The 25,608-nt window shown below is 64.7% G+C and carries 20 protein-coding genes; 4 read left to right on the top strand and 16 right to left on the bottom strand.

The features are described from left to right. Positions 1-9: 9 nt before the first annotated feature. Together J7024_RS01660 and J7024_RS01655 are read left to right on the top strand one after the other, a co-directional pair. On the top strand, positions 10-1,527 hold the full coding sequence (locus J7024_RS01660; protein WP_234744754.1) for a class I adenylate-forming enzyme family protein: 1,518 nt from the start codon (positions 10-12) through the stop codon (positions 1,525-1,527). Between the two features lie 259 nt (positions 1,528-1,786). Beyond that, positions 1,787-2,239 (top strand): PAAR domain-containing protein, encoded by a 453-nt coding sequence (locus J7024_RS01655; protein WP_124828845.1) that lies wholly within the window; start codon positions 1,787-1,789, stop codon positions 2,237-2,239. Positions 2,240-2,421: 182 nt separating this feature from the next. Here the strand turns inward: J7024_RS01655 and J7024_RS01650 are convergent, their stop codons facing one another. From J7024_RS01650 to hemE, 4 genes are all read right to left on the bottom strand, one after another. Continuing rightward, positions 2,422-3,561, bottom strand: a complete 1,140-nt coding sequence (locus J7024_RS01650; RefSeq protein ID WP_124828846.1) for a branched-chain amino acid ABC transporter substrate-binding protein — start codon at positions 3,559-3,561, stop codon at positions 2,422-2,424. Positions 3,562-3,645: 84 nt separating this feature from the next. Next, on the bottom strand, positions 3,646-7,578 hold the full coding sequence (gene putA / locus J7024_RS01645; RefSeq protein WP_124828847.1) for a trifunctional transcriptional regulator/proline dehydrogenase/L-glutamate gamma-semialdehyde dehydrogenase: 3,933 nt from the start codon (positions 7,576-7,578) through the stop codon (positions 3,646-3,648). A gap of 404 nt (positions 7,579-7,982) precedes the next feature. Further along, the gene (locus J7024_RS01640) at positions 7,983-10,244 is read right to left on the bottom strand and encodes a primosomal protein N' (RefSeq protein WP_175751715.1); all 2,262 of its coding nucleotides are present in this window, start codon (positions 10,242-10,244) and stop codon (positions 7,983-7,985) included. 448 nt (positions 10,245-10,692) lie between these two features. Continuing rightward, positions 10,693-11,787: a uroporphyrinogen decarboxylase gene (hemE, locus tag J7024_RS01635; RefSeq protein WP_279607702.1), complete on the bottom strand. Its 1,095-nt coding sequence runs from the start codon at positions 11,785-11,787 to the stop codon at positions 10,693-10,695. A gap of 149 nt (positions 11,788-11,936) precedes the next feature. On the opposite strand from hemE, the gene J7024_RS01630 reads away from it, so the two are divergent. Further along, a complete protein-coding gene (locus J7024_RS01630) occupies positions 11,937-12,731 on the top strand; it encodes a transporter substrate-binding domain-containing protein (RefSeq protein ID WP_175761673.1) in 795 nt (264 codons plus the stop codon). Positions 12,732-12,833: 102 nt separating this feature from the next. Next, the gene (locus tag J7024_RS01625; RefSeq protein ID WP_175751721.1) at positions 12,834-13,172 is read left to right on the top strand and encodes a hypothetical protein; all 339 of its coding nucleotides are present in this window, start codon (positions 12,834-12,836) and stop codon (positions 13,170-13,172) included. A gap of 287 nt (positions 13,173-13,459) precedes the next feature. On the opposite strand, the gene J7024_RS01620 is transcribed toward J7024_RS01625, so the two are convergent. From J7024_RS01620 to J7024_RS01565, 12 genes are all read right to left on the bottom strand, one after another. After that, positions 13,460-15,187 (bottom strand): AMP-binding protein, encoded by a 1,728-nt coding sequence (locus J7024_RS01620; protein ID WP_234744750.1) that lies wholly within the window; start codon positions 15,185-15,187, stop codon positions 13,460-13,462. Positions 15,188-15,432: 245 nt separating this feature from the next. After that, entirely contained in the window at positions 15,433-15,858 is a 426-nt protein-coding gene (locus tag J7024_RS01615; protein WP_096506708.1) for a F0F1 ATP synthase subunit epsilon, read from the bottom strand. A 152-nt stretch (positions 15,859-16,010) separates the two neighbouring features. Further along, positions 16,011-17,405: a F0F1 ATP synthase subunit beta gene (gene atpD / locus J7024_RS01610; protein WP_124830321.1), complete on the bottom strand. Its 1,395-nt coding sequence runs from the start codon at positions 17,403-17,405 to the stop codon at positions 16,011-16,013. Between the two features lie 66 nt (positions 17,406-17,471). Beyond that, on the bottom strand, positions 17,472-18,347 hold the full coding sequence (gene atpG / locus J7024_RS01605; protein WP_124830320.1) for a F0F1 ATP synthase subunit gamma: 876 nt from the start codon (positions 18,345-18,347) through the stop codon (positions 17,472-17,474). Between the two features lie 69 nt (positions 18,348-18,416). Then, entirely contained in the window at positions 18,417-19,958 is a 1,542-nt protein-coding gene (atpA, locus tag J7024_RS01600; protein ID WP_124830319.1) for a F0F1 ATP synthase subunit alpha, read from the bottom strand. A 48-nt stretch (positions 19,959-20,006) separates the two neighbouring features. Beyond that, positions 20,007-20,546 (bottom strand): F0F1 ATP synthase subunit delta, encoded by a 540-nt coding sequence (locus J7024_RS01595; RefSeq protein WP_124830318.1) that lies wholly within the window; start codon positions 20,544-20,546, stop codon positions 20,007-20,009. A 2-nt stretch (positions 20,547-20,548) separates the two neighbouring features. Beyond that, positions 20,549-21,019, bottom strand: a complete 471-nt coding sequence (locus J7024_RS01590; protein WP_124830317.1) for a F0F1 ATP synthase subunit B — start codon at positions 21,017-21,019, stop codon at positions 20,549-20,551. 128 nt (positions 21,020-21,147) lie between these two features. Further along, positions 21,148-21,417 (bottom strand): F0F1 ATP synthase subunit C, encoded by a 270-nt coding sequence (atpE, locus tag J7024_RS01585; protein ID WP_025990054.1) that lies wholly within the window; start codon positions 21,415-21,417, stop codon positions 21,148-21,150. A 77-nt stretch (positions 21,418-21,494) separates the two neighbouring features. Then, complete coding sequence (gene atpB / locus J7024_RS01580) at positions 21,495-22,346, bottom strand: F0F1 ATP synthase subunit A (protein ID WP_124830316.1); 852 nt, start codon at positions 22,344-22,346, stop codon at positions 21,495-21,497. Between the two features lie 111 nt (positions 22,347-22,457). Then, entirely contained in the window at positions 22,458-22,994 is a 537-nt protein-coding gene (locus J7024_RS01575; protein ID WP_124830315.1) for an ATP synthase subunit I, read from the bottom strand. Between the two features lie 560 nt (positions 22,995-23,554). Beyond that, complete coding sequence (locus tag J7024_RS01570) at positions 23,555-24,685, bottom strand: SLC13 family permease (RefSeq protein WP_124830314.1); 1,131 nt, start codon at positions 24,683-24,685, stop codon at positions 23,555-23,557. Between the two features lie 13 nt (positions 24,686-24,698). After that, a complete protein-coding gene (locus tag J7024_RS01565) occupies positions 24,699-25,592 on the bottom strand; it encodes a ParB/RepB/Spo0J family partition protein (protein ID WP_124830313.1) in 894 nt (297 codons plus the stop codon). Positions 25,593-25,608: the final 16 nt, after the last annotated feature.

Below are 25,608 nucleotides of genomic sequence, written 5' to 3'. Positions count from 1 at the left end.
GGAGCCCTGATGAACCTCGTCGCCGCCCTCGATCGCGCCGCCCGCGCGACGCCCGACAAGCCGTTCCTGATCCACGACGACACGGCGATCACGTACGCCGCCGCACGCGAGCGCTCGCATCGCGCGGCGGCCGTGCTGAGCGCGCTCGGCGTCGCGGCCGGCGACCGCGTCGCCGCGATGTGCGTGAACACGCCCGCGTTCGTCGACCTGATGTTCGGCGCATGGCGGCTCGGCGCCGCGTTCGTGCCGGTCAACCACAAGCTGCAGGCGCCGGAGGTCGACTACGTGCTCGAACACAGCCGCAGCAAGGTGATCCTGTTCGATGCGGCGCTCGCGCCGGTGCTGTCGCGCGTGATCCATCCGGCGCAACGGCTCGTCACCGAAGGCCATGCCGACGGCGTGCCGGACTTCGACGCGATGCGCACGGAAATGGACGGCATAGCGGGCATCGAGCCGGCCGACAACGACGTCGCGCAGATCCTCTACACGTCCGGTACGACCGGCCGTCCGAAAGGCTGCGTGCACAGCCACCGCACGGTGACGTTCGCCGCGATGGCCGCCGCGCTCGCAACCGGAATCGGCCGCAACGAACGTACGCTGATGGCGATGCCGCTCTGGCATTCGTCGCCGCTGAACAACTGGTTCGGCGGCACGCTGTATGCGGGCGGCACCGTCGTGCTGCTGCGCGAATACCATCCGCTGCGCTTCCTGCAGGCGATCGAGCGCGAGCGCGTGACGTTGTATTTCGGTGCGCCGGTGTCGTACACGCTGCCGCTCGACACGATCGAGCACTTCGCGACGTTCGACCTGTCGAGCGTGCGCGCGTGGCTCTATGGCGGCGGCCCGATCGGCGCCACGCAGGCCGAACGGCTCGCACACGCGTATCGCAGCGATGCATTCTTTCAGGTTTACGGAATGACGGAGACGGGCCCGGCCGGCACCACGCTGTATCCGGACGAGCAGATCGCGAAGGCCGGCTCGATCGGCCGCCAGGGCGGCCCCGGCGTCGACCTGCGCGTCGTGTCCATGAACGGTGACGGAGCGCGCGATGCGCAGCCCGGCGAAACCGGCGAGATCTGGCTGAAGGCCGACAGCATGATGCTCGGCTATCTCGACGACGCGGCCGCGACGCGCGCCGCGTTCGCGCCGGACGGCTGGTATCGCACCGGCGACATCACACGCATCGATCAGGATGGCTATCTGTTCATCGTCGACCGGCTGAAGGACATGATCGTGACGGGCGGCGAGAACGTCTATTCGAAAGAAGTGGAGGACGTGCTCGGCGCGCATCCAGGCATCGCGGAAGCGGCCGTCGTCGGCGTCCCGCATCCGGACTGGGGCGAAACGGTCGTCGCGCACGTCGTGCTGCGTGCGGGCACCGCGCCCGATGCGGATGCGCTGCGCGCGTTCTGCGGCGAGCGGCTCGCCGCCTACAAGATCCCGCGCGAATTCGTGTTCGCGGAAACGCTGCCGCGCACGCCGACGGGAAAATTGCAGAAGTTCCTGCTGCGCGTGCGCAGAGACTGAGTATCCGCGGTTGAGCCGGCGCATGGGTAACTCGCACACCCATATTCCCCTTGCGAACCCAAAAGCTGGATACGGCACCATTGCCTATCCGCGACACCTGACCTAACGCATTCGCGCACGCTCGGTCAATGCAACAAGCCGTACGGAACAAGTAATAGAAGTTAGCAATACTAAATCATACTCGTCCGATTGATCGACGTTTCTTATCTGGAATAGCGTCTCCAGGCAGCCATTCCATTTACTGAGACAGGGAAGCCGGATGAAAAACGAACTCCAAGCACCGACCCATCTTTTCGCCGCCGTTGGCGCACTCACGGAACGCGGTGGACGCGTCACCACCGCAACCAGCGGCTTGACCTTGGCTGGATTGGAAGTCGCCTGCGTCGGCGATGTAGTGACCTATGACGACGGCAGCGAGGCTGCGATTATCGACGGCGCGGAAAACCACCATAGCGGAGGCAAGCCATTCGCATTGGTGGGTAGCCGGTTGAGCAGCGGCGACCGCATTACCGAAACGCTGCGCAGTTCATGGGGCATTCGCGTGGAGGATGGGCAACGCGTTGCGGGCCTGTTCGATCCGACCTATGTGCCGCCGCTCGCGCCGCCCGCCTACAGACTGGCGATACGTGGCGCGACAACAGCGCGCGGCGGTGTATTGCGCGAGCCTTCCGGCACGTGGGAAGTAGCGCCGCACGTGGGAACGAGGCATTGACATACACCGCGACGCACCTGCCGGAACATACCCACATCGCTGAACCGTCGCCGGCAAAATCCATATGTACTACCTGGCCGCGCACCGCCAAAGAAAAAGCCACCGGACCCGACGGCCCGGTGGCTTCTTCACATGCTGCGCACGGCGGCGCCTCTCGACACCGCTCGCGACGCCCATTCTGCTTACTTGCCGCCGATGCTCTTCAGCGGCTTCCACTCACCCTTCTCGACCTTGTACATCGTGATGCCGCCGTTCTTCAGGTCGCCCTTCGCGTCATACGCGACGTGCGTCGACGTGACGCCAGCCATGTCGGTCTTCGCGAGCACCGGCAGGTACTTCGCCGGATCGGTCGAATCAGCCTTCTTCATCGCATTGAGCATCGCCATCGCGCCGTCGTATGCGTACGGCGAATAGGTCTGCACGTCTTCGCCGAAGCGCTTCTTGTACTTCTCGGCGTACGACTTGCCACCCGGCATTTCGTCGAGCGGGAGGCCTGCCAGCGATGCGATCGTACCTTCGGCCGCAGGGCCGGCGATCTTCAGGAACGTCGGCGTCTTCACCATTTCGCCGCTCATCAGCGGCGCGGTGATGCCGAGCGTCTTCATCTGCTTGACCATCGGCGCTGCCTGCGAGTCCGCGCCGCCGTAGTAGACGAGGTCCGGCTTCGTCGCCTTGATCTTGGTCAGGATCGCCTTGAAGTCGACTGCCTTGTCGTTCGTGAATTCACGGTCGACGATCGTCGCGCCGCCGGCCTTCGCGGCCTTCTCGAACTGGTCGGCGAGACCCTGGCCGTAGGCCGTGCGGTCGTCGACGATCGCGATCTTCTTCAGGCCGAGACCCTTCGACGCGAACGAGCCCGCCACCGAGCCCTGCTGCGTGTCGGACGTCATCATGCGGAAGGTCGTCTTGTAACCCTGCTGCGTGTATTCCGGTGCCGTCGCCATCGCGATTTCCGGAATGCCGGCGTTCGCATAAATGCGCGAAGCCGGAATCGTCGTGCCCGAATTGAAGTGGCCGAGCATGCCCTTGATGCCGTCGTCGACGAGCTTCTGCGCAACCGTCGTGCCGGTGCGCGGGTCAGCCTGGTCGTCCTGCGTCTCGAGCGTGAACTTCACCGGCTTGCCGCCGATCTTCGGGTTCGTCGCGTTGAAGTCTTCCAGCGCGAGCACGATCCCGTTCTGCATATCCTTGCCGTAGTGCGCCTGGGCACCCGTCATCGGCCCTGCGTAACCGATCTTCACGTCATCTGCATGGGCCGTCCCCGCAAGCGACATGACCGCGACAAACGTCGCGCCTGCCAGCTTTTTCATCGTGTGTTGCATTGCATCTCCTTGGTACCAGGGTAAATGGAGCGGCTTCGGGATCGCCTTGCCGCTTCCTTTGGTTGATCCGAACGGCAAGGATGGTCAGCCGATCGTCATCAAGTTCGCATTGCCGCCCGCCGCGGCCGTGTTCACGCTGACCGAGCGCTCGGTCAACAGCCGCTCGAGCGCGTAGTCTTCCGCATCGCCGTTCTCGAACGCGCCCACCGACACGCCCTGCACCGACACGATCGGGCCCGGCCGCTGCGCGACGTCCTTCACGAGCTTCTGCAGTTCGTCGCTGTCGCCTTCGAACAGCACCGCGTCGAACGGCGCATCGGCCTGCTTGCGCACGGCCGCATGTGCCTTCAGCGCAGCCGGCAGCGCGGCCGCCAGCGCCTCGCCCGCCGCACCGGCGAACAGCGCGCGGTTGCCCGTCGCCAGCACCGCCGCGAACTGCGCGCGGGCGCCGCCTGGCGTCGCCGCGACACACAGCACCGTGCCGCGCGGGCCGAGTGTATACGTGTTTCGCTCGCCCGTCGGACCGTTCAGCACCGCGGTTGCACCGGCCGGCACTTGCGCGAGATAACCGTCGCAGCGTGCGGCGAGCGCCGGCTCGCGCTGCTCGATCAGCCAGTCGCGCAGCGCGATGAGCGCCGCCGCCGGATTGCCGCGCTGCTCGCCTGCGACCGCGCCGTCCGCGATCAGCGTCTGCGCGAGCGAACGCGGCAGGCCCGACGGACGCGTCGCGAGCAGGCGCTGCAGATACAGCGCGCCGCCGGCCTTCGGGCCCGTGCCCGACAGCCCTTCGCCGCCGAACGGCTGCACGCCGACCACCGCGCCGATCACGTTGCGGTTCACGTAGATATTGCCGACGTGCGCATTCGAGATCACGTGCGCGATCGTCTCGTCGATCCGCGTGTGGATGCCGAGCGTGAGGCCATAACCGGTCGCGCGGATCGCCTCGAGCAGCTTGTCGAGCTGGCTGCGGCGGTAGCGCACGACGTGCAGCACGGGGCCGAACACTTCACGCTTCAACTCGTCGATGCTGCCGATCTCGATCAGCGTCGGCGGCACGAACGTGCCGTGCGCGCAGGCTTCCGGCAACGGCAGTTGCGTGACCGCATGCCCCTTGTCCTTCATCGACGCGACGTGCGTGTCGATCGTCTGCTTCGCTTCGGCGTCGATCACCGGGCCGACGTCCGTCGACAGACGGTCCGGGTTGCCGAGCGTCAGCTCGTGCATCGCGCCCTTGAGCATCGTCAGCGTACGGTCCGCGACATCGTCCTGCAGACACAGAACGCGCAGCGCCGAACACCGTTGACCGGCCGAATCGAACGACGACTGCATCACGTCCGCGACGACCTGCTCCGCGAGTGCAGACGAGTCGACGATCATCGCGTTCTGGCCGCCCGTTTCGGCGATCAGCGGAATCGGCTTGCCGTCCGGGTCGAGGCGCGCGGACAGCGTTTTGTTGATCAGGCGGGCGACTTCAGTCGAACCCGTGAACATCACCGCCCGCGTGCGCGGATCGGCAACCAGCGCAGCACCGACGGTTTCGCCCGTGCCCGGCAGCAGTTGCACCGCGCCGGCCGGCACGCCGGCCTCGCGCAGCAGGCGCACGGCCTGCGCGGCGATCAGCGGCGTCTGTTCGGCCGGCTTCGCGAGCACCGTGTTGCCGGCCGCGAGCGCCGCGGCCACCTGGCCCATGAAGATCGCGAGCGGGAAGTTCCACGGGCTGATGCAGACCACGGGGCCGAGCGGACGGTGCGTGTCGTTCGAGAACTCGTCGCGGATCTGCGCTGCGTAGTAGCGCAGGAAGTCGACCGCTTCGCGGATTTCGGCGATCGCGTTCGGCAGCGATTTGCCGGCTTCGCGCACGATCAGGCCCATCAGCGTGTGCATCTGCGCTTCGAGCAGGTCGGCCGCGCGCACCAGGCAGTCGGCGCGCGCATCGACCGGCGTCGCCTGCCAGATCGGCGCGGCAGCCACCGCGTGCGCGAGCGCCGCGCTTACGTGTTCGGAGGTCGCTTCGCTGACCGTGCCGACGATGTCGCGCTGGTCGGCCGGGTTGCGCACGTCGCGCACCGGTGCGTCGGCGAGCGCATCGTCGGCCAGCATCGGTGCCGCGCGCCACGGATGGTGCGCGCTCGCGAGCAGCGCGGACGACAGCGACGCGAGACGGTGTTCGTTCGACAGGTCGAGGCCCATCGAGTTGGGGCGTTCGTCGCCGTACAGGTTGCGCGGCAGCGGGATCTTCGTGTGTGGCGCGCCGAGCGGCACGACCTTCGATGCCTCGTCGACCGGGTCGGCGACCAGTTCCTTCACCGATACGGTTTTATCCGCGATGCGGTTCACGAACGACGTGTTCGCGCCGTTTTCCAGCAGACGGCGCACCAGGTACGCGAGCAGCGTTTCGTGCGTGCCAACCGGTGCGTACACGCGGCACGGACGATTCATCTTGTCGCGGCCGGTGACTTCCTCGTACAGCGGCTCGCCCATCCCGTGCAGGCACTGGAATTCGTACTGGCCCGGGTAGTAGTTCTGGCCCGCCAGGTGATAGATCGCGGCCAGCGTGTAGGCGTTGTGCGTCGCGAACTGCGGGTAGACGGCGTCGGGCGCCGCGAGCAGCTTCTTCGCGCACGCCAGATACGACACGTCCGTGTAGATCTTGCGCGTATAGACCGGGTAGCCTTCGAGGCCGTCGACCTGCGCACGCTTGATTTCGGTGTCCCAGTACGCGCCTTTCACCAGACGGATCATCAGGCGGTGACGGCTGCGGCGCGCGAGATCGATCAGGTAATCGATTACGAACGGGCAGCGCTTCTGGTAGCCCTGCACGACGAAGCCGATGCCGTTCCAGCCCGCGAGATCCGGATCGAAACACAGCGCCTCGAGCAGGTCGAGCGACAGTTCGAGACGGTCCGCCTCTTCCGCGTCGATGTTCAGGCCGATGTCGTAGCGACGCGCGAGCAGCGCCAGCGCGCGCACGCGCGGCAACAGTTCGCTCATCGTGCGGTCCTGCTGCGAGCGCGAGTAGCGCGCATGCAGCGCCGACAGCTTGATCGAGATGCCCGGGCCTTCGTAGATGCCGCGGCCGCCGGCCGCCTTGCCGATCGCATGGATCGCCTGCTCATACGATGCGTAGTAGCGCTGCGCGTCCTCTTCGGTCGTCGCCGCTTCGCCGAGCATGTCGTACGAGTAGCGGAAGCCGCGCGCTTCGTACTTGCGGCTGTTCGCGAGCGCTTCGGAAATCGTCTCGCCAGTGACGAACTGCTCGCCCATCAGGCGCATCGCCATGTCGACGCCCTTGCGGATCAGCGGCTCGCCGCCGCGGCCGATCAGGCGCGTGAGCGCCGACGACAGGCCCGCTTCGCTGTTGGTCGTCACGAGCTTGCCGGTGATCATCAGCCCCCAGGTCGCCGCGTTCACGAACAGCGACGGTGCGTGGCCGACGTGCGAGCGCCAGTCGCCCTTGCTGATCTTGTCGCGGATCAGCGCATCGCGCGTCGCGCGATCGGGAATACGCAGCAGCGCTTCGGCCAGACACATCAGCGCCACGCCTTCCTGGCTCGACAGCGAAAACTCGTGGATCAGCCCTTCGACGCCGCCGCCCGAGCTCTTCTCGCGCAGCGCCTCGACGAGCGTCGTCGCGAGCGTCTGCACGTCGGCCTGCAGGTTCGCCGGCAGGCGGGCCTGGCCCAGCAGGAACGGCACGCATTCCGGCTCGGGGCGGCGGTACGCTGCCGTGATCGCCGCGCGCAGCACCGATTGCGGCTGCACGTTCTGTGCGAACTCGAGGAACGGATGCGGCGAGTTGTCGTCGTCGCCGTCCGTCGACTGTCCGTCGGCCAGCTCCGTGACTCCGCTGCTGCCCGACAGCTCGGGCGGCAGCTGGCCGTGCTCGATCCGCTCGAGATACGCGAAGATCGCCTGCTTGATCAGCCAGTGGGGGGTGCGCTCGAGACGCGCTGCCGCGTCTTTCAGGCGCGAGCGGAGAAGGTCGTCGACCTTGACGCCGAGAGTCGTGCTTGCCATGGTGGGTTCGTGCGCCGGTGCGAGCCCGGCAATATGGTGTGAGAGGATGCGCGAAATCCTACGGCACGCAATAAAAAGGTGCAACCAGATTGGGAGGTCGGTTGCACCTGATGGTTAGTCAATATAATCAGCCACTTAGATGGTTGCAACCTAGGGGTTGCCCGTGGTCGGCGGATCGGTGTTTTCCCTGATCGGGACCGATTCGGCCCATATGCGCAACCTTTGATGCGTACGACGGCGGGAGAAAACGGGTTGCACTGGGGGGGTGCGAGCGGGTCCGCGCGGAACGGGAACGGGAACGGGGACGAGAGACGGGAAAAAGCGCGGCCCGGCGGTCGGCCCGGGCGCGGGGCGGCAAGACGGTGACGGGCAGCGCGACAACCGCGCCGGCGCCGCCCGGATACTCAGATATCCAGCGGATCGACCTCGACGCTCCACCGCAGCACGCCCTTCAGCGCACGCAGCTCCGGCTGCCATGCGCGCAGCGCATGCTGCAGCGCGGCCCGCGACGCGCTTTCGAGCAACAGTTGCGCTCGATGGACGTTCGCGACCTTCACGATCGTCATCGGCACCGCGTCGTACACGGTCACGCGATCGGCACCCGGCAATCCAGGCAATGCAGCCGCGGCCTGCTGCAGGAACGCCAGCGCCGCGTCCAGCGTGCGCCCTTCGGCGCGCAGCAGCGCCTGATAGACGAACGGTGGCAGATGCGCGTCGCGACGCTCGCCGAGCGTCGAATTCGCGAAGCCTACGTAATCCTGCCGCCCGAGCGCGTGATACAGCGCGTGACGCGGATAGCGCGTCTGCACGAGCACCTCGCCCGGCAGGCCCGCACGCCCCGCGCGGCCGCTCACCTGCATCAGTTGCGCGAACAACCGCTCGCTCGCGCGGAAGTCGTGCGAGAACAGCGCCGTATCTGCGTTGAGCACGCCGACGAGCGACACGCGCTGGAAGTCGTGCCCCTTCGCGATCATCTGCGTGCCGACGAGAATGTCGACTTCCCCCGCATGCACGTCCGAGAAAAGCGCCTGCGCACTGCCCTTGCGGCGAGTGCTGTCCGCGTCGATCCGCAACACGCGTGCGCCCGGCACCGCCTCGGCGAGCGCCTCCTCGATGCGCTGCGTGCCGCGCCCGAGCGGCGCGATGTCGACGTTCCCGCACTCCGGACACGAGCGCGGAATGCGCGCTTCCCAGCCGCAGTGATGGCAGCGCAGCGCGTGCTCGGGCTTGTGCAGCACGACGTACGCGCTGCAGCGCGGGCAGCCGGCGACCCAGCCGCATGCGTCGCACGCGAGCTGCGGCGCGTAGCCGCGCCGGTTCAGGAATACGAGGCTCTGTTCGCCGCGCTCGAGCCGCGCCTTCAGCGCCGCGACGAGCGGCCCGGACAGCCCGCCCATCGACGCGCGCCCGCGTCGCCGCTCCTCTTCGAGATCGATCAGCCGCACGGTGGGCAGCGTCGCGTCGGCCACCGCGCGGCGCGACAGCGTGAGCCGCGTATAGCGGCCTTGCTCGGCCTGCCACCAGCTTTCGAGCGACGGCGTCGCCGAGCCGAGCACGACCGGAATGCCAAGGTGTTTCGCTCGCCAGACGGCGAGATCGCGCGCCGAATAGCGCAGCCCTTCCTGTTGCTTGTATGCGGGCTCGTGTTCCTCGTCGACGACGATCAGCGCAAGCGTCGGCAGCGACGCGAGCACCGCGAGCCGCGTGCCGAGCACAATCCGCGCACGGCCCGTATGCGCGGCGAGCCAGTTGCGCGCACGCTCGCCTTCGGCGAGCCCGCTGTGCAGCGTGACGATCGCGTCGTCGGCCAGCGCGCCCGCGAAGCGCGCGCGAAACGCGGCCTCGAACTGCGGCGTCAGGTTGATTTCGGGAACGAGCACGAGCGCCTGCGCGTCCGGCCGCGCGTCGAGCAACGCCGCCAGCGCGTGCAGATAGACCTCGGTCTTGCCGCTGCCCGTCACGCCGTGCAGCAGGAACGGCGCGAACCCCTGGCCCGCGCGGATCGCGTCCAGCGCCTCGGCCTGCTGGTCGGTGAGCGCCGGCGGCACAGCTCGCCCACTGGTTGTCGACAGGTTATCCACAGCTTTGGGCACAGGCGTATCGGCCCAGCCGATTTCCTCGACGGCGACCCAGCCGCGCGCCGCCCAGTCGTCGAGCGTCGCGACCGCCTTCGGATGCAACACGCGCGCATCGGGCAGCGTCAGCGAATCGGTGTCGGCAAGCGCCTGCGCGAGCCGGCGCAGGGCAGCCCCGCGCGCGGGCAGCGCATCGGGAAGCGCAGCGCGGCCGGCGTCGGTCAGCCGGTAGCGAACCTCGGGGGCAAGCAGCCGCCCCCAGCGCTGCGCGTCGCGCAGCGCCTGCGGGAGCGCCGGCAGCGCGACTTCGCCACGCCCGCGCTGGTAGTAGTCGGCCGCGAACGATACGAGCGCGAGCCAGTCCGGCGACAGCGGCGGCAGTTCGGTGCAGATGGCGTCGATCGCGCGCAAACGGGACGGCGGCACATCGGTGTGAGTCGTTACCTCGCAGACGAGCCCGACGGCCTGCCGCCTGCCGAACGGGACTTGCACGAGCGTGCCGGGCTCAGGCGCCGGCTGCACGTCGCAGCGGTAGTCGAACAGGGTGGCGAGCGGATGGTCGAGCGCGACCCGCAGGTAGGTACCGTCCATCACTGCACTCCGGCAGCGACTCGGGCAGTGCGGACGACTGGCCCCCACGTCCGCGTCAAGGTGGCGAACTTAAAGTAAAACTTCAGATTCGGCGCTAAGTTTTGGATTCGCATTAGGAATCGCCGTATACCCTGACCAGCCTGTGGATAACTTTGTTGAGAACTCGCCGTTCAACAGCCGCGAAGCACGCGGGGCCGTGCTTTCCGCTGTTTTCGGCCGCCCGCTGCCGCGCCCCGCGGAGCCTTATTCCATAAGGCTGCTATTCAAATTACCGAACCATAGCGAGACAATTCGACCGATACAGGGCTCTACCGCGCTGCAACGTGGAAAATGTGCATAAGTCAAGTCTTGACAAGCAAGGAATCGGCAACCGGGGCGGGGTTGCGCCCTGTTTAGCGCAGACAGCGAAACGCCGTTACCCCGCAGTGCAGCATAACTGCCCTTGCATTCAGCCTGCCGCTCCGCTACGGATTGCGCGGCTGTGGCTATGCACTTCGTCGACGAGTTCGGCGACGTGATCCGGCGACGTGAACTGCGAAATCCCGTGGCCGAGGTTGAATACGTGGCCCGGATGGTTGCCATAGCTGTCGAGTACCGCGCGCGCCTGCTCGCGCACCGCAGCCGGCGGCGCAAACAGGATCGTCGGATCGAGGTTGCCCTGCAGCGCGACGCGGCCGCCCACGCGCTCGCGTGCGGCGCCGAGGTTGACCGTCCAGTCGAGCCCGACCGCGTCGACGCCGGTCGCCGCGATTTCCTCGAGCCACAGACCGCCACCCTTCGTGAACGTGATCACCGGCACGCGCTCGCCGTCATGTTCGCGTTTGAGCTGCGCGACCACGCGGCGGATGTAATCCAGCGAGAAGCGCTGGTACGCGCCATCCGCCAGCGCGCCGCCCCACGTATCGAAGATCATCACGGCTTGCGCGCCGGCTTCGATCTGCGCGTTCAGGTACGCGGCCACGGCCTGCGCATTCACGTCGAGAATCCGGTGCATCAGGTCGGGGCGCGAATACGCCATCGACTTCACCGTGCGGAAGTCGTCCGACCCGCCGCCTTCGACCATGTAGCACGCGAGCGTCCACGGGCTGCCCGAGAAGCCGATCAGCGGCACGCGCTGGCGGCCCTGGGCGTCGGTCAGCGCGCGGCGGATCTCGCGCACCGCGCCGGTCACGTAGCCGAGCGTCTCCTCGATGTCCGGCACCGCGAGCTTCGCGACGTCGGCCTCGGTGCGCACCGGATGCGCGAACTTCGGCCCTTCGCCGACCTGGAAGTCGAGGCCGAGGCCCATCGCGTCGGGAATCGTCAGGATGTCCGAGAACAGGATCGCGGCGTCGAGCGGAAAGCGATCGAGCGGCTGCAGCGTCACTTCGGTCGCGTAGTCGGGATTCTTCGCGAGGCCGAGGAAGCTGCCCGCGCGCGCGCGGGTCGCGTTGTATTCGGGCAGATAGCGGCCCGCCTGGCGCATCAGCCAGATCGGCGTGTAGTCGGTCGGCTCGCGCAGAAGCGCACGCAGGAAGGTATCGTTGAGCAGGTTATGGGCCACGGTAGGAGCGACGATGCGAAGGCAAAGCGGCATTTTACCGGAGCGGGGCCGCACGGCCGCGTATGCCGATGCGATGGCGGCCATATGACGCGCGCGATGGCTCCGTTATGATCGGACGCTGATATCAAACCGAACGAAGGAGGAGACCGATGAAGACGTTCGCCACGCTGGCGCTCACGACGGCTGCCATGCTCTGCTGCGCCGCCGCGCATGCGCAGGCCGCCGCTGCCGCGCCCGCCGCCGGCTCGCGGCTCGACGACGTGATCGCGCGCGGCACGCTGCGCGTGTGCACGACCGGCGACTACAAGCCGTACTCGTACTACCGAACCGATGGCCGCTTCGAGGGCATCGACATCGACATGGCCGAATCGCTCGCGAAATCGCTCGGCGTAAAGGCCGACTTCGTGAAGACGAGCTGGCCGAACCTCACCAGCGATTTCATCGCGAAGTGCGATATCGCCGTGGGCGGCGTCTCGACGACGCTCGAGCGCCAGAAGCGCGCGTTCTTCACGCAGCCGTACGTGATAGACGGCAAGACGCCGATCGCGCGCTGCGCGGACGTCGACAAGTACCAGACGGTCGCGCAGATCGACCGGCCCGAGACACACGTGATCGTGAATCCTGGCGGCACCAACGAGCGCTTTGCGAAGCAGTTCTTCCCGCATGCGAACCTGACCGTCTATCCGGACAACGTGACGATCTTCAAGCAGATCCTTGCCGGCAAGGCCGACGTGATGGTGACCGATGCATCCGAGACGCTACTGCAGCAAAAGCTGAATCCGGGCCTGTGCTCGGTGCATCCGGACAAGCCGTTCCAGTTCGGCGAGAAGGCATACATGGTGCCGCGCGGCGACGTCGTATTCCAGCAGTACGTCGACCAGTGGCTGCACCTCGCGCTATCGACCGGCGAATACCGGGCGATCTCCGACAAGTGGCTGAAGTAAGCGGATCCGGCCGCGGCGGGCGCGTTCGATAACGGGCGCCGACCCCGCGGTCGCGGCCGACAAATCCGTCGTGGACGGCGATGTGCGACTGCAGCATGCGCATTGCCGTTACACATTGGCGTGCCGCGCAAATTGCGCCAAGCCGCGAAATTGGCTAAATGGCCGACTATTGCGCGCGCCGATCACGTTTCAAAATCTTTCCGACAAATCAATCGTCATGCGTGGTATCTGTCGTGCGATGCCATTTCCGCCGTGCAAATCGGCAATTCACCGGCGCGAAAACGCACGAAAAACGCGTCGCGCGCATGCGATGAAAACTCTGCAGAAAAGACGGGTAAAAATTGCCTTTTTCAGTACCCCGAAAACAGCAAAAAATCCCGCGAAGCCTTATCTGGCGGGCGTTACAACCTGAAACACTTTGTTACCGCGAGGGGTCGTTAATTCGCCCACAATGGCTTCAACGGTTTCAACACGGATGCGGTCTCGTGTGCCAAGTGTGAGCGGACGCGAAGCGCTGCGAGCCAGTCGGTCACGTACCGAAGCCCTTCCGAGGGGCATCCCTGTTGGAGTCGTTTCCGGCCCCCCGCCGGACACGGTTTCATCTTTGGTCTCCTCGCGCTAACCCCGTAGCGTGTGGTTTTTAGCGGGCTAATAAGCCCGCTTTTTTTCGTCCATAGAGAACGCAACGGCCCGCAGGCCGCCGCATTTTTTCCCGTCGCCAGATCGCTTTACGCGGTCTTCTGCACGTCGAGTTTCAGCTCGTCGATCATCCGCTCGCGCATCACGAACTTCTGCACCTTGCCCGTCACCGTCATCGGCAATTCGTCGACGAAACGGATATAGCGCGGAATCTTGTAGTGCGCGATCTGGCCGTTGCAGAACGCACGCACGTCGTCCTCGGTCATGTGCTCGTCTGCGCGCAGCACGATCCACGCGCACAGCTCCTCGCCGTACTTCGCGTCCGGTACACCGAACACCTGCGCGCTCTGAATCTTCGGATGCCTGAACAGGAATTCCTCGATCTCGCGTGGATAAACGTTCTCGCCACCGCGAATCACCATATCCTTCAGCCGGCCGACGATGTTGCAGTAGCCGTCCTCGTCGAGCGTCGCGAGATCGCCCGTATGCATCCAGCCGTCGACCAGCACTTCGCGCGTCTTCGCGTCGTCGTCCCAGTAGCCGAGCATCACCGAATAGCCCTTCGTGCACAGCTCGCCCGTCGCACCGACCGGCACGATATCGCCGTTCGGATCGACGACCTTCACTTCCAGGTGCGGCTGGATGCGCCCGACCGTCGTCGTGCGCTTCTCCAGCGGATCGTCGGTCGAGCTCTGGAACGACACAGGGCTCGTCTCCGTCATCCCGTACGCGATCGTGATTTCCGACAGATGCATCTGCGACACCACGCGCTTCATCGTCTCGATCGGACACGGCGAGCCGGCCATGATGCCGGTGCGCAGCGTCGACAGGTCGAATTTCGGGAACGCCGGATGATCGAGCTCCGCGATGAACATCGTCGGCACGCCGTGCAGCGCGGTGCAGCGTTCGTCGGCCACCGCCGCGAGCGTCGCGACCGGATCGAACGCCTCGCCGGGGAACACCATCGCCGCACCCGTCGACACACACGCGAGCACCGCCAGCACCATCCCGAAGCAGTGATACAGCGGCACCGGAATGCACAGCGAATCCTGCTCGGTGAAGCGCATCGCCATCGCGATGAAACGCGCATTGTTGACGACGTTGCGATGCGTGAGCGTCGCGCCCTTCGGGCTGCCGGTCGTGCCGCTCGTGAACTGGATGTTGATCGGGTCGGTCGCCGAGAGCGTCGCGCCGGTCGCATCGAGCGCCGCGACGTCGAGCGAATCGCGGCCGCGCGCCATCACGTCCGCGAAGCGGAACATCCCGGCCGGCGCGACCTCGCCCATCGACACGACCGTGCGCAGGCTCGGCAGCCGCGCCGCATGCAGGTCGCCCGGCGTCGCGCTCGCGAGCTCGGGGGCGATGGTCTGCAGCATCTCGACGTACGCCGAGCTCTTGAAGCGCTCGGCTGCGATCACGGCCTTGCAGCCGACCTTGTTCAGCGCGTATTCGAGCTCCGCGAGCCGATAGGCCGGATTGATGTTGACGAGGATCGCACCGATGCGCGCGGTCGCGAACTGCGTGAGCAGCCATTCGCTGCGGTTCGGCGACCAGATGCCGACGCAATCTCCCTTCGCGATGCCGAGCGCGACGAGGCCGGCCGCGAGCACGTCGATCTCGTGCGCGAACTCGCGCCACGTCCAGCGCACCTGCTGTTCGCGGAACACGACGGCCGGACGATCGGGAAAGCGGCCGGCCGTGTCGAGCAGGAACCGGCCGATCGTCGCTTCGGAGAGCGGTACGCTTGTCTCGCCGCGCACGTACGACAGTCCGTTTTCGGGCGCGATCAGCGCCGCCTTGCCAAGGTCTGCTGCCATCAATGTCTCCATCCGTTTTTGTCTGATCGGCCCGGGCGAGCGACTGACGCACGCGCCCGCTCTACCGCCATTGGGGCGGACAGCCTCACCGCGGATGATGCCGCGCTCCGCTGACGACACTCTGACATCAAATCGCGGCGGACGGATGAAATAGCACGACCGGACGAAACGACGCGGAAACGGGCCACGGGCGAAAAAAAAGCAGCCCGGAGGCTGCTTTCTTTCGCGAGGTACGCGCGCGCGGCTTAGTGCCGGCTGCGAACCTTCGCCAGACGCTGGATCGCTTCGAGCTGCGCCATCGCGGTCGCGAGCTCCGATTGCGCCTTTGCGAGGTCGAGGTCCGACTTCGCGTTCTGCAGCGTTTCCTCGGCACGCTTGCGCGCTTCCTCGGCTTTCGCCGCGTCGAGGTCCTTGCCGCGGATCGCGGTATCGGCGAGCACCGTCACGGCGCCCGGCTGCACTTCGAGAATGCCGCCTGCGACGAACACGAATTCGTCGTTGCCGCCCTCGACTTCGATGCGTACCGCACCCGGACGAATCCGCGTGATCAGCGGCGTGTGACCCGGCAGAATACCCAGCTCACCCGTTTCGCCCGGCAGCGCGACGAATTTCGCCTGGCCCGAGAAGATCTGCTCTTCCGCGCTGACGACGTCTACTTTGATGGTTGCCATATCGACTCCTGTCGACGAGTGCCCGCGCCTGCGGCGCGCACCCTCGTCCCATGCACGGCGGGTTGAGCGTATTACGTGGGCGCCGTGTCTCCTGTCGCCAGTGCTACAGGAGAATCAACGGCCAACGGCGCCCGCGGCGTTACACCCGACCCTTACTGGATCTTCTTGGCCTTTTCGAAGGCTTCGTCGATCGTGCCGACCATGTAGAACGCCTGTTCCGGCAGGTGGTCGCACTCGCCGTCGACGATCATCTTGAAGCCACGGATCGTTTCCTTCAGCGGTACGTACTTGCCCGGCGAGCCCGTGAACACTTCTGCGACGTGGAACGGCTGCGACAGGAAACGCTGGATCTTACGCGCACGTGCGACCGACAGCTTGTCTTCCGGCGACAGTTCGTCCATGCCCAGAATCGCGATGATGTCGCGCAGTTCCTTGTAGCGCTGCAGCGTCTGCTGAACGCGACGCGTGATCGTGTAGTGCTCTTCGCCGATCACGTTCGGGTCGATCTGGCGCGAGGTCGAGTCGAGCGGGTCGACTGCCGGGTAGATACCCAGCGAAGCGATGTCACGCGACAGAACGACGGTTGCGTCCAGGTGGCCGAAGGTCGTAGCCGGCGACGGGTCGGTCAAGTCATCCGCAGGGACGTACACGGCCTGGACCGACGTAATCGAGCCCTTCTTGGTCGACGTGATGCGTTCCTGCAGCTTGCCCATTTCTTCAGCCAGCGTCGGCTGATAGCCCACTGCCGACGGCATACGGCCGAGCAGTGCCGACACTTCGGTACCGGCCAGCGTGAAACGGTAGATGTTGTCGACGAAGAACAGCACGTCGAGGCCTTCGTCACGGAAGTGCTCGGCCATCGTCAGGCCGGTCAGCGCGACGCGCAGACGGTTGCCCGGCGGCTCGTTCATCTGGCCGTACACCAGCGCGACCTTGTCGAGAACGTTCGAGTCCTTCATTTCGTGGTAGAAGTCGTTCCCTTCACGGGTACGCTCGCCCACGCCCGCGAACACGGAGTAACCGCCGTGTTCCTTCGCGATGTTGTTGATGAGCTCCATCATGTTGACGGTCTTGCCCACGCCAGCACCGCCGAACAGACCCACCTTGCCGCCCTTTGCGAACGGGCAGATCAGGTCGATAACCTTGATACCCGTTTCGAGCAGTTCGGTCGACGGCGACAGTTCGTCGAACGCCGGAGCCTTCTGGTGGATCGAGCGCGTCACGTCGCTCTCGATCGGGCCAGCTTCGTCGATCGGACGGCCGAGCACGTCCATGATACGGCCGAGGGTCGGCTTGCCGACCGGTACCGAAATCGGCTTTGCCGTGTTCTTCACGGTCAGACCGCGGCGCAGGCCATCGGATGCACCCAGACAGATGGTACGGACCACGCCGTCGCCCAGCTGCTGCTGGACTTCGAGCGTCAGTTCCGAGCCATCGAGAATGAGCGCGTCGTAGATCTTCGGCATGCTTTCGCGCGGGAATTCCACGTCGATAACGGCGCCGATGCACTGTACGATCTTGCCTTCTACCAAAGCAGCAGTACTCATCGCTTTTCCTTTAAATACCTGATTCTTTACTCGCGCAAGGGCGCAGTTGTCGTCCGGGGCGCGCGCTTAAACAGCGGCTGCGCCGCCGACGATCTCCGACAGTTCTTTGGTAATCGCGGCCTGACGGCTCTTGTTGTACACGAGCTGCAGTTCGCTGATCACCGTCTTCGCGTTGTCGGACGCAGCCTTCATCGCGACCATCCGCGCCGATTGCTCGGACGCCATGTTTTCCGCGACGGCCTGGTACACCAGCGCCTCGACGTAACGCACGAGCAGTTCGTCGACGACAGCCTGTGCGTCCGGCTCGTAGATGTAATCCCACGACGTCGACGGCGTGCCGTCATCCGCTTCGAAGTGTTCCGAAGACAGCGGCAGCAGTTGCTCGATCACGGCTTCCTGCTTCATCGTGTTGATGAAGCGCGTGTACGCGATATAAACCGCCGACAGCTTGCCTTCCGAGTACAGATCGAGCTGCGTCTTGACCGCGCCGATCAGCTTGTCCAGGTGCGGGGTATCGCCGAGGTGTACGACCTGCGACATCACCTTCGCGCCGAAGCGATTCAGGAACCCGAGGCCCTTGCTACCGATTGCGGTGGCTTCGACCTTCTGGCCCCTCTCTTCCAGCTCCTTGAACTTCTGCACCGTCGCACGCAGCACGTTGGTGTTCAGACCGCCGCACAGACCCTTGTCGGTCGTGACGAGGATGATGCCGGCCGTCTTCACGCCGTCGTTCGCCACCATGAACGGGTGGCGGTATTCCGGGTTCGCGCGGCTCATGTGCGCGGCGATGGCACGGACCTTGTCCGCGTACGGACGAGCTGCGCGCATGCGTTCCTGCGCGCGGCGCATCTTCGATGCGGCCACCATCTCCATCGCCTTCGTGATCTTGCGCGTGTTTTGCACGCTCTTGATCTTGCCGCGAATTTCCTTCATTCCAGCCATAGCTTGCTCCTTGACCGAAGCGGCGCGGGCGCATCAGCACCCGCGCGGCCTCAGTGTGTCACTCGCGGATCAATAGGCACCCGACTTCTTGAAGGACTCGATTGCAGCGCGCAGCGCGCCTTCGTCGTCCTTCGAGAGATCCTTGGTGTCTTCGATGCGCTTGATGAGGTCAGCGTGGCTGGTCTTCAGGTTGTCGCGCAGGCCCTTCTCGAACGCGAGCACTTGCTTCACGTCGAGGTCGTCGAGGTAGCCGTTGTTCGCGGCGTACAGCGACACGGCCAGTTCCCAGACCTGCAACGGCTGGTACTGCGGCTGCTTCAGCAGTTCCGTCACGCGGCGGCCGCGCTCGAGCTGCTTGCGGGTCGCTTCGTCGAGGTCCGATGCGAACTGCGCGAATGCAGCGAGTTCACGGTACTGCGCGAGGTCGGTACGAATACCGCCCGACAGCTTTTTCACGACCTTCGTCTGAGCGGCGCCACCGACTCGCGACACCGACACGCCGGCGTTGATTGCCGGGCGGATGCCTGCGTTGAACAGGTCGGTTTCCAAGAAGATCTGGCCGTCGGTAATCGAGATCACGTTCGTCGGAACGAACGCGGTCACGTCGCCAGCCTGCGTTTCGATGACCGGCAGTGCCGTCAGCGAACCGCTCTTGCCCTTCACTTCGCCGTTCGTGAACTTCTCGACGTACTCTTCCGACACGCGAGCTGCACGCTCCAGCAGACGCGAGTGCAGATAGAACACGTCGCCCGGGTATGCTTCACGGCCCGGCGGGCGGCGCAGCAGCAGCGAGATCTGACGGTATGCCCAGGCTTGCTTGGTCAAGTCGTCATAGATGATCAGCGCGTCTTGGCCGCGGTCGCGGAAGTACTCGCCCATCGTGCAGCCGGCGTACGGTGCCAGATACTGCATTGCGGCGGAATCCGATGCCGAAGCGGCGACGACGATCGTGTATTCCATCGCGCCCGTTTCTTCGAGCTTGCGAACCACGTTCATGATCGACGAAGCCTTCTGGCCGATCGCGACGTAGATACAGATCAGGTCCTTGCCCTTCTGGTTGATGATCGCGTCGAGCGCCACCGCGGTCTTGCCGCACTGACGGTCGCCGATGATCAGCTCACGCTGGCCACGGCCGATCGGCACCATCGCGTCGATCGACTTGATGCCCGTCTGCACCGGCTGCGACACCGACTTGCGCCAGATCACGCCCGGGGCGATCTTTTCGATCGCGTCGGTCAGCTTCGCGTTGACCGGGCCCTTGCCGTCGATCGGGTTGCCGAGCGCATCGACCACGCGGCCGATGAGTTCCGGACCAACCGGGACTTCCAGAATGCGGCCCGTCGTCTTGACGATGTCGCCTTCCGAGATGTGTTCGTATTCGCCGAGAATCACCGCGCCGACCGAGTCGCGCTCGAGGTTCAGCGCGAGGCCGAACGTGTTGCCCGGGAACTCGAGCATTTCGCCCTGCATCACGTCCGACAGGCCGTGGATACGCACGATACCGTCGGTCACGGAGATCACGGTGCCCTGGTTGCGAACGTCTGCGCTCGCTTCAAGGCCCTGGATCCGGCTCTTGATCAGCTCGCTGATCTCAGAGGGATTGAGTTGCATTATTCGCTCCTGATAGTCAATTCTGTTGCGTGCCGGCTGCCTGGGCGCTCAAGCGCACAAGGCTGTCTGCATGCTGGCGAGCCGCGCGCGGACCGAGGTATCGAGCACTTCGTCGCCGACCGTCACGCGCACGCCGCCGATCAGCGACGCATCGGTCAGGACAGTCGGCTTCAGCTTGCGCTTGAACTTGCGTTCGAGGCTGGCGAGGAGTTCGGTGAGCTGTGCGCCTTCGAGCGGAAACGCGCTGACGATCTGCACGTCGGCGGCGCCTTCGCGCGCATTCTTCAGTTCGTCGAACTGTACGGAGATTTCCGGCAGCAGCGCGATACGGTGATTTTCGACCAGCATCTGCACGAAGTTCTTCGCTTCCGCGCTGGTCGCGAGCGGCGACTTCACCGCGGCGAGCAACAGCTCGTTGACCTGCGCGCGGCTCACTTTCGGGCTCGACGCGACGGACAGCACTTCGGGCAGTTGCGCAACCTGAGCCAGCTCTTGCACGAGCGTGGACCAGGCGGCGATATCACCACCCTCGGCCACGCGGAACAGCGCTTCTGCGTAAGGGCGGGCGATGGTTGCAAGTTCGGCCATGATCAGAGCTCGGCTTTCAGTTGATTCAGCAGTTCGGCGTGGGCCGTTTGATCGACTTCGCGCTTCAGGATCTGCTCGGCGCCCTTGACCGCCAGCGTGGCGATTTCGCCGCGCAGCGTTTCACGCGCCTTCACGATTTGCTGATCCGCGTCCGCCTTCGCCTGAGCGATGATGCGGGCGGCTTCGGCATGGGCTTGAGCCTTGATTTCTTCGGCCACGGCCTGCGCGCGCTTTTCAGCGTCGGCAATGCGTTGTTGACCGTCATTACGGGCTTGCGCGAGCTCCTGATCGACGCGCTTGTGCGCCGCTGCGAGTTCCGCCTGACCCTTTTCCGCGGCGGACAGGCCGTCGGCAATTTTCTTCGAGCGCTCGTCGAGGGCGTTGACCAACGGCGGCCACACGAATTTCATCGTGAACCACGCGAGGATCAGGAACACGACCATTTGCGCAAACAGGGTTGCGTTGAGATTCACGGTGTTTCCTTATCTGCTATTCCGGAAATTGAAACGAGGAGGAGCGCGTCGAAAATGAATTCGATTGGCGCTCGTCATCCGTTCCACCCTGCGCCGGCTCGTCGCTGGCGCAAATCTTCCGAGGAACCTTAGCCTGCGAGCTTCGACAGGAGCGGGTTCGCGAATGCAAACAGCATTGCCACACCAACGCCGATCAGGAACGCCGCGTCGATCAGACCAGCCAGCAGGAACATCTTCGTTTGCAGCGGGTTGATCAGCTCAGGCTGACGTGCGCATGCTTCGATGTACTTGCCACCCATCAGACCGATACCGATACAGGCGCCGATCGCACCCAGGCCGATGATGATACCGATACCGATAGCGGTCAGACCTTGGATGTTGGCGATGAAAGCTTGCATGATCACTCCTTTGTGAAAAGACTTGGAACTGGAATTAAAAGAAAACTAAAAACAAACCTGCTTGATTGTCCGGCTGCTTAGTGCGATTCGTGAGCCTGGCCGAGGTACACCAGCGTGAGCATCATGAAAATGAACGCTTGCAGCAAAACAATCAGGATGTGGAAGATCGCCCAGACGCTACCCGCGAGGATGTGGCCGATGAAGCCGAGCACCGACGCGTCCGCACCGAAGCCCCACATGCTGCCGAGCAACGCGATCAGCAGGAACAGCAGTTCGCCTGCGTACATGTTGCCGAACAGTCGCATGCCGAGCGAAACGGTCTTGGCGACGTATTCAACGATGTTCAGGCCGAGGTTCGGGATCCACAGCAGCGGGTGCGCGCCGAACGGAGCCGACACGAGTTCATGCAGGAAGCCGCCCGGGCCCTTGATCTTGATGCTGTAGTAGATCATCAGCACGAAGACGCCGAGCGCGATGCCGATCGTGCCGTTCAGGTCGGCCGTCGGAACGATGCGGTGATGCGGGATGACTTCCGACAGACCCAGCCAGCCGATCACGCGGCCCGGCAGGTCGACGGGGAGGAAGTCGAGGGAGTTCATCAGCGCGACCCAGACGAACACGGTCAGCGCGAGCGGAGCAATGAAAGTACGATTGCCGTGCACGACAGCCTTCGACTGATCTTCGACCATCTCGACGATCATTTCGATCATGCACTGGAAACGACCCGGGACGCCCGGCGTCGCCTTGCGGGCAGCCATGTACAGGATCAGGATCGTGGCGATACCGCAGACGATCGACCAGAACAACGTGTCGAGATTCCAGACGTGGATATCGAAAATCGACGTCTGATGCGCGGTGGAGAAGTTCTGCAAGTGGTGCGCAATGTACTCGGACGGATCCAGAGCACGCGAGCCTTCGCTGGTTGCCATATCGTTAGTGCCACCCAAATTGTCGAAAATCGGTCTTCCGCTTCACCGCAACACTCTATTGCGGGAACGCGCCTGCGCATGTTCCGGTCGAACTGCGCAAGGTCTCACAGCCTATCGCCAGGCCAACGCAATCCAGTACGTTTTCAGCACGAGCAGGTACGTGATGAGCAGGGGCACCCAGTGCACGCCGGGGTACCACACGGCAATCGCTACGAACAACGCGATCGTCGCTCCCATCTTGAGTACTTCGCCGACCACCCAACCCATCACTGTGTCGGCACCGCCTCGCCTCAAACGCGCCGCGAACAATGCGCTTGGCGCCCAGCCAATCGCTCCGCCCAAAAATGCGGATTGCGCAGCGGCGCCCGGCGGCTTCGAAGAAAACAGCCACCACGCCAGCGTTGCAACCAAGGACAGGACCACTTGCGCGACCACTACCCGGTAGGGCGTGACCCGCGAGGGTCGGCTTACGTCCGGCCCGAACAGCGTTTCCGCTTCGGCCCGCGTAAGCGGAACGATTGTTGTGTCGTCTTGCTGCTCGGCATCCCAGTCGTCGGCGGCTGCATGCCGCTGCCCGACAGCCGGTTCGGTGTTGCGGCGTGCGCTGCGCTCGTCGTGCCCATTGATCGGCTGCTCCTGACTCGCCATCGCTACCTTCCGCAAATTCCCAATCCGCCCCAAACTTTCCGAAAGCTTTCGGGGGTGCCTAGCTAACAAATCCGGGCGATTGTAAGCGATAGTTGCAGGTGATTCAAGGCTTTAGACGCGACAAAAATCTGCGTAAAACGCGTCCTCATCATGTGAAAAACGCGCGAACGAGCGACGTACGATGACAGTTGTAAGGTGGGATTTTCGCGTCGGTACTTCTTGCTGGAAAAGTGTCGCCGCAACGAATGACGCAGAACCGGCGCTCTGCGAGTATCACGGCCACCCGGCAGGCGCACAGGCAAAAAAATCACTGTGAGACGACAGCGAAAAACATCGCAACACAAGGACCAGGAACAAGCGGAACGCTGTGACGACAAACCGCACTCATCGCACGAGACAAGCCAGCCGCGAACCCGCTCGTTCACGCAATGAGTTGCAACGTCACCACAGACGATCGACTGTGGATCGCCGGACTTATCCACAACCCGACAGCCTCGCGGAATGCCGTGCGCCCCCCCCGCCCACCGGATCGAACGCCTGTGCCACGCGCTACCGCAGGTTCAGCCGTGCACGAGCAGCCACGCACCGAGCGCGCCGCTGGCGAGTGCAAATGGAATCGACACCAGGTGAAACGGCAGCCACATGCGCGACTCCTTCGCGAGACGCACGGCGATCAGGTTCGCGAGCGAGCCGATCGCGAAACCGAAGCCGCCGACCGATACGCCGAACGCGAGCGCACGCCAGTCGTGCGTGAATTCCGACAGCAGGATCGCGGCCGGCACATTGCTGATACCCTGCGACAGCACCGCGCCCGCGGCAAACACGCGCAACGGCGAATCGAGCTGTGCACGCGCGATTGCTTCGTGAACGACGGGCAGCGCAGCCGCGCTGCGCAGCACGACGAACATCAGCACGAAAATCAGCAGCAGCAGCCAATCGATCTTCAGGACTGCATCACGTTTCGCGACGAGCAGCGCGATTACGACGGCGACGAGGCCCGGCACCGGATGGTGCGCATCGGCGAGCAATACGAATGCACCGAACAGCACCACCGCAAGCAGCGCATGCATGCGTTGCACGGGGACCGTGTCGACGTCTCCGGACAGATCGAGCGGCTTCGCGCGAAACGCACACGCCGTCAGCAAGAGCAGCAGCACCATCAATGCAAGCGCGAGCGGCCCCAGCGTGACGACGAAACGGCCAAACGACACGCCGCTCAATTGCCACAGGAAAAGGTTCTGAGGATTGCCGAGCGGCGTTGCGACCGACCCCGCATTGACGGCCAGCGCGACCACGATCACGAGCCGCCGGAACGGCAGCGGCGTCAGCGCGCGCAGCGACACCATCAGCGGTACGACGACGAACAGCGCGACGTCGTTGGTGAGCCACATCGCAAGCGCGGCCGCGAATATGACGAGCAGCATCGCGAGTCCGCGCTCGGAGTGCACGTGATGCACGATGCGATGCGCAAGCCACATCAGGCACCCGGACAACTCGAGCGCCTTGGTCAGCATCAGCAGGCCGGCCAGCGTCAGCACGGTTTGCCAGTCGACGAGGCCGGTCAGTACGGCAACTGGTTGCGGACGCAACCATTGAAGAATAATCAGTGCAAGCGCCAGCACCGTCAGTACCGGCTCCTGCAACAGCCATCCGAGCCACCGGCGCGGCGCTGCCGCGCCTGTGTTCTCCATCGATCGACTCTCGTTACTCTTCGGCCGCGACGTTGCCGCGCAGGCGCGCGAGAATGCCCTCGAGCGCATCGAGGTTGCCGAAGTCGATGAGCACCTGTCCTCGCCCGCGGCGGCCGAGCTTGATCTTCACCGTCGATGCGAGCAGGTCGGACAGTTCCTCCTCGAGACGACGCGTGTCGCGACCGCCATCGTCCTTCGCACGCGCCTTCACCGCCGGCACTTCCTTGGTCGTGTGCGCGACGAGTTTCTCGGTCTCGCGCACCGACATGCGCTTGTTGACGACCTGGTGTGCAAGCGTGATCTGCGTCGCAGCATCGACCGCGAGCAGCGCGCGCGCATGCCCCATATCGAGATCGCCGGCCAGCAGCATCGTCTGTACCGGCGAAGCGAGGTTCAGCAGACGCAGCAGGTTCGACACCGCGCTACGCGAACGGCCGACCGATTCGGCCGCCTGCTCGTGCGTGAAACCGAACTCGTCGAGCAGACGCTGAATGCCGTGCGCCTCTTCCAGCGGGTTCAGATCCTCGCGCTGGATGTTCTCGATCAGCGCCATCGCAGCGGCAGCCTGATCGGACACATCCTTCACGAGTACCGGCACTTCATCGAGACCGGCCAGACGTGCCGCGCGGAAACGCCGCTCGCCCGCGATGATCTCGTATTTATCGGACGCAATCGGCCGTACCAGGATCGGCTGCATCACGCCTTGCGCGCGAATGCTGGCCGCCAGCTCCTGCAGGCTACCCTCGTCCATCCGCGTGCGCGGCTGATACTTGCCGGCCTGCAGCTTGCCGAGCGCGAGCGTGTTCGGCGCCCCTTCGATCTTCACCGCTTCGGTGATGTCCGCACTGCCGCCCAGCAGCGCTTCGAGGCCACGTCCCAAGCCCTTCTTCTTTGGTACCGCGTTCATGTCTTTCTTCCTCGCT

Origin of the sequence: Burkholderia sp. WTPI3 (genome assembly GCF_021483755.1) — a bacterium.
Lineage (GTDB): Bacteria > Pseudomonadota > Gammaproteobacteria > Burkholderiales > Burkholderiaceae > Burkholderia.
Note: the sequence above shows the minus strand (reverse complement) of the source record. Positions and strands in the feature narration are given on the sequence as shown.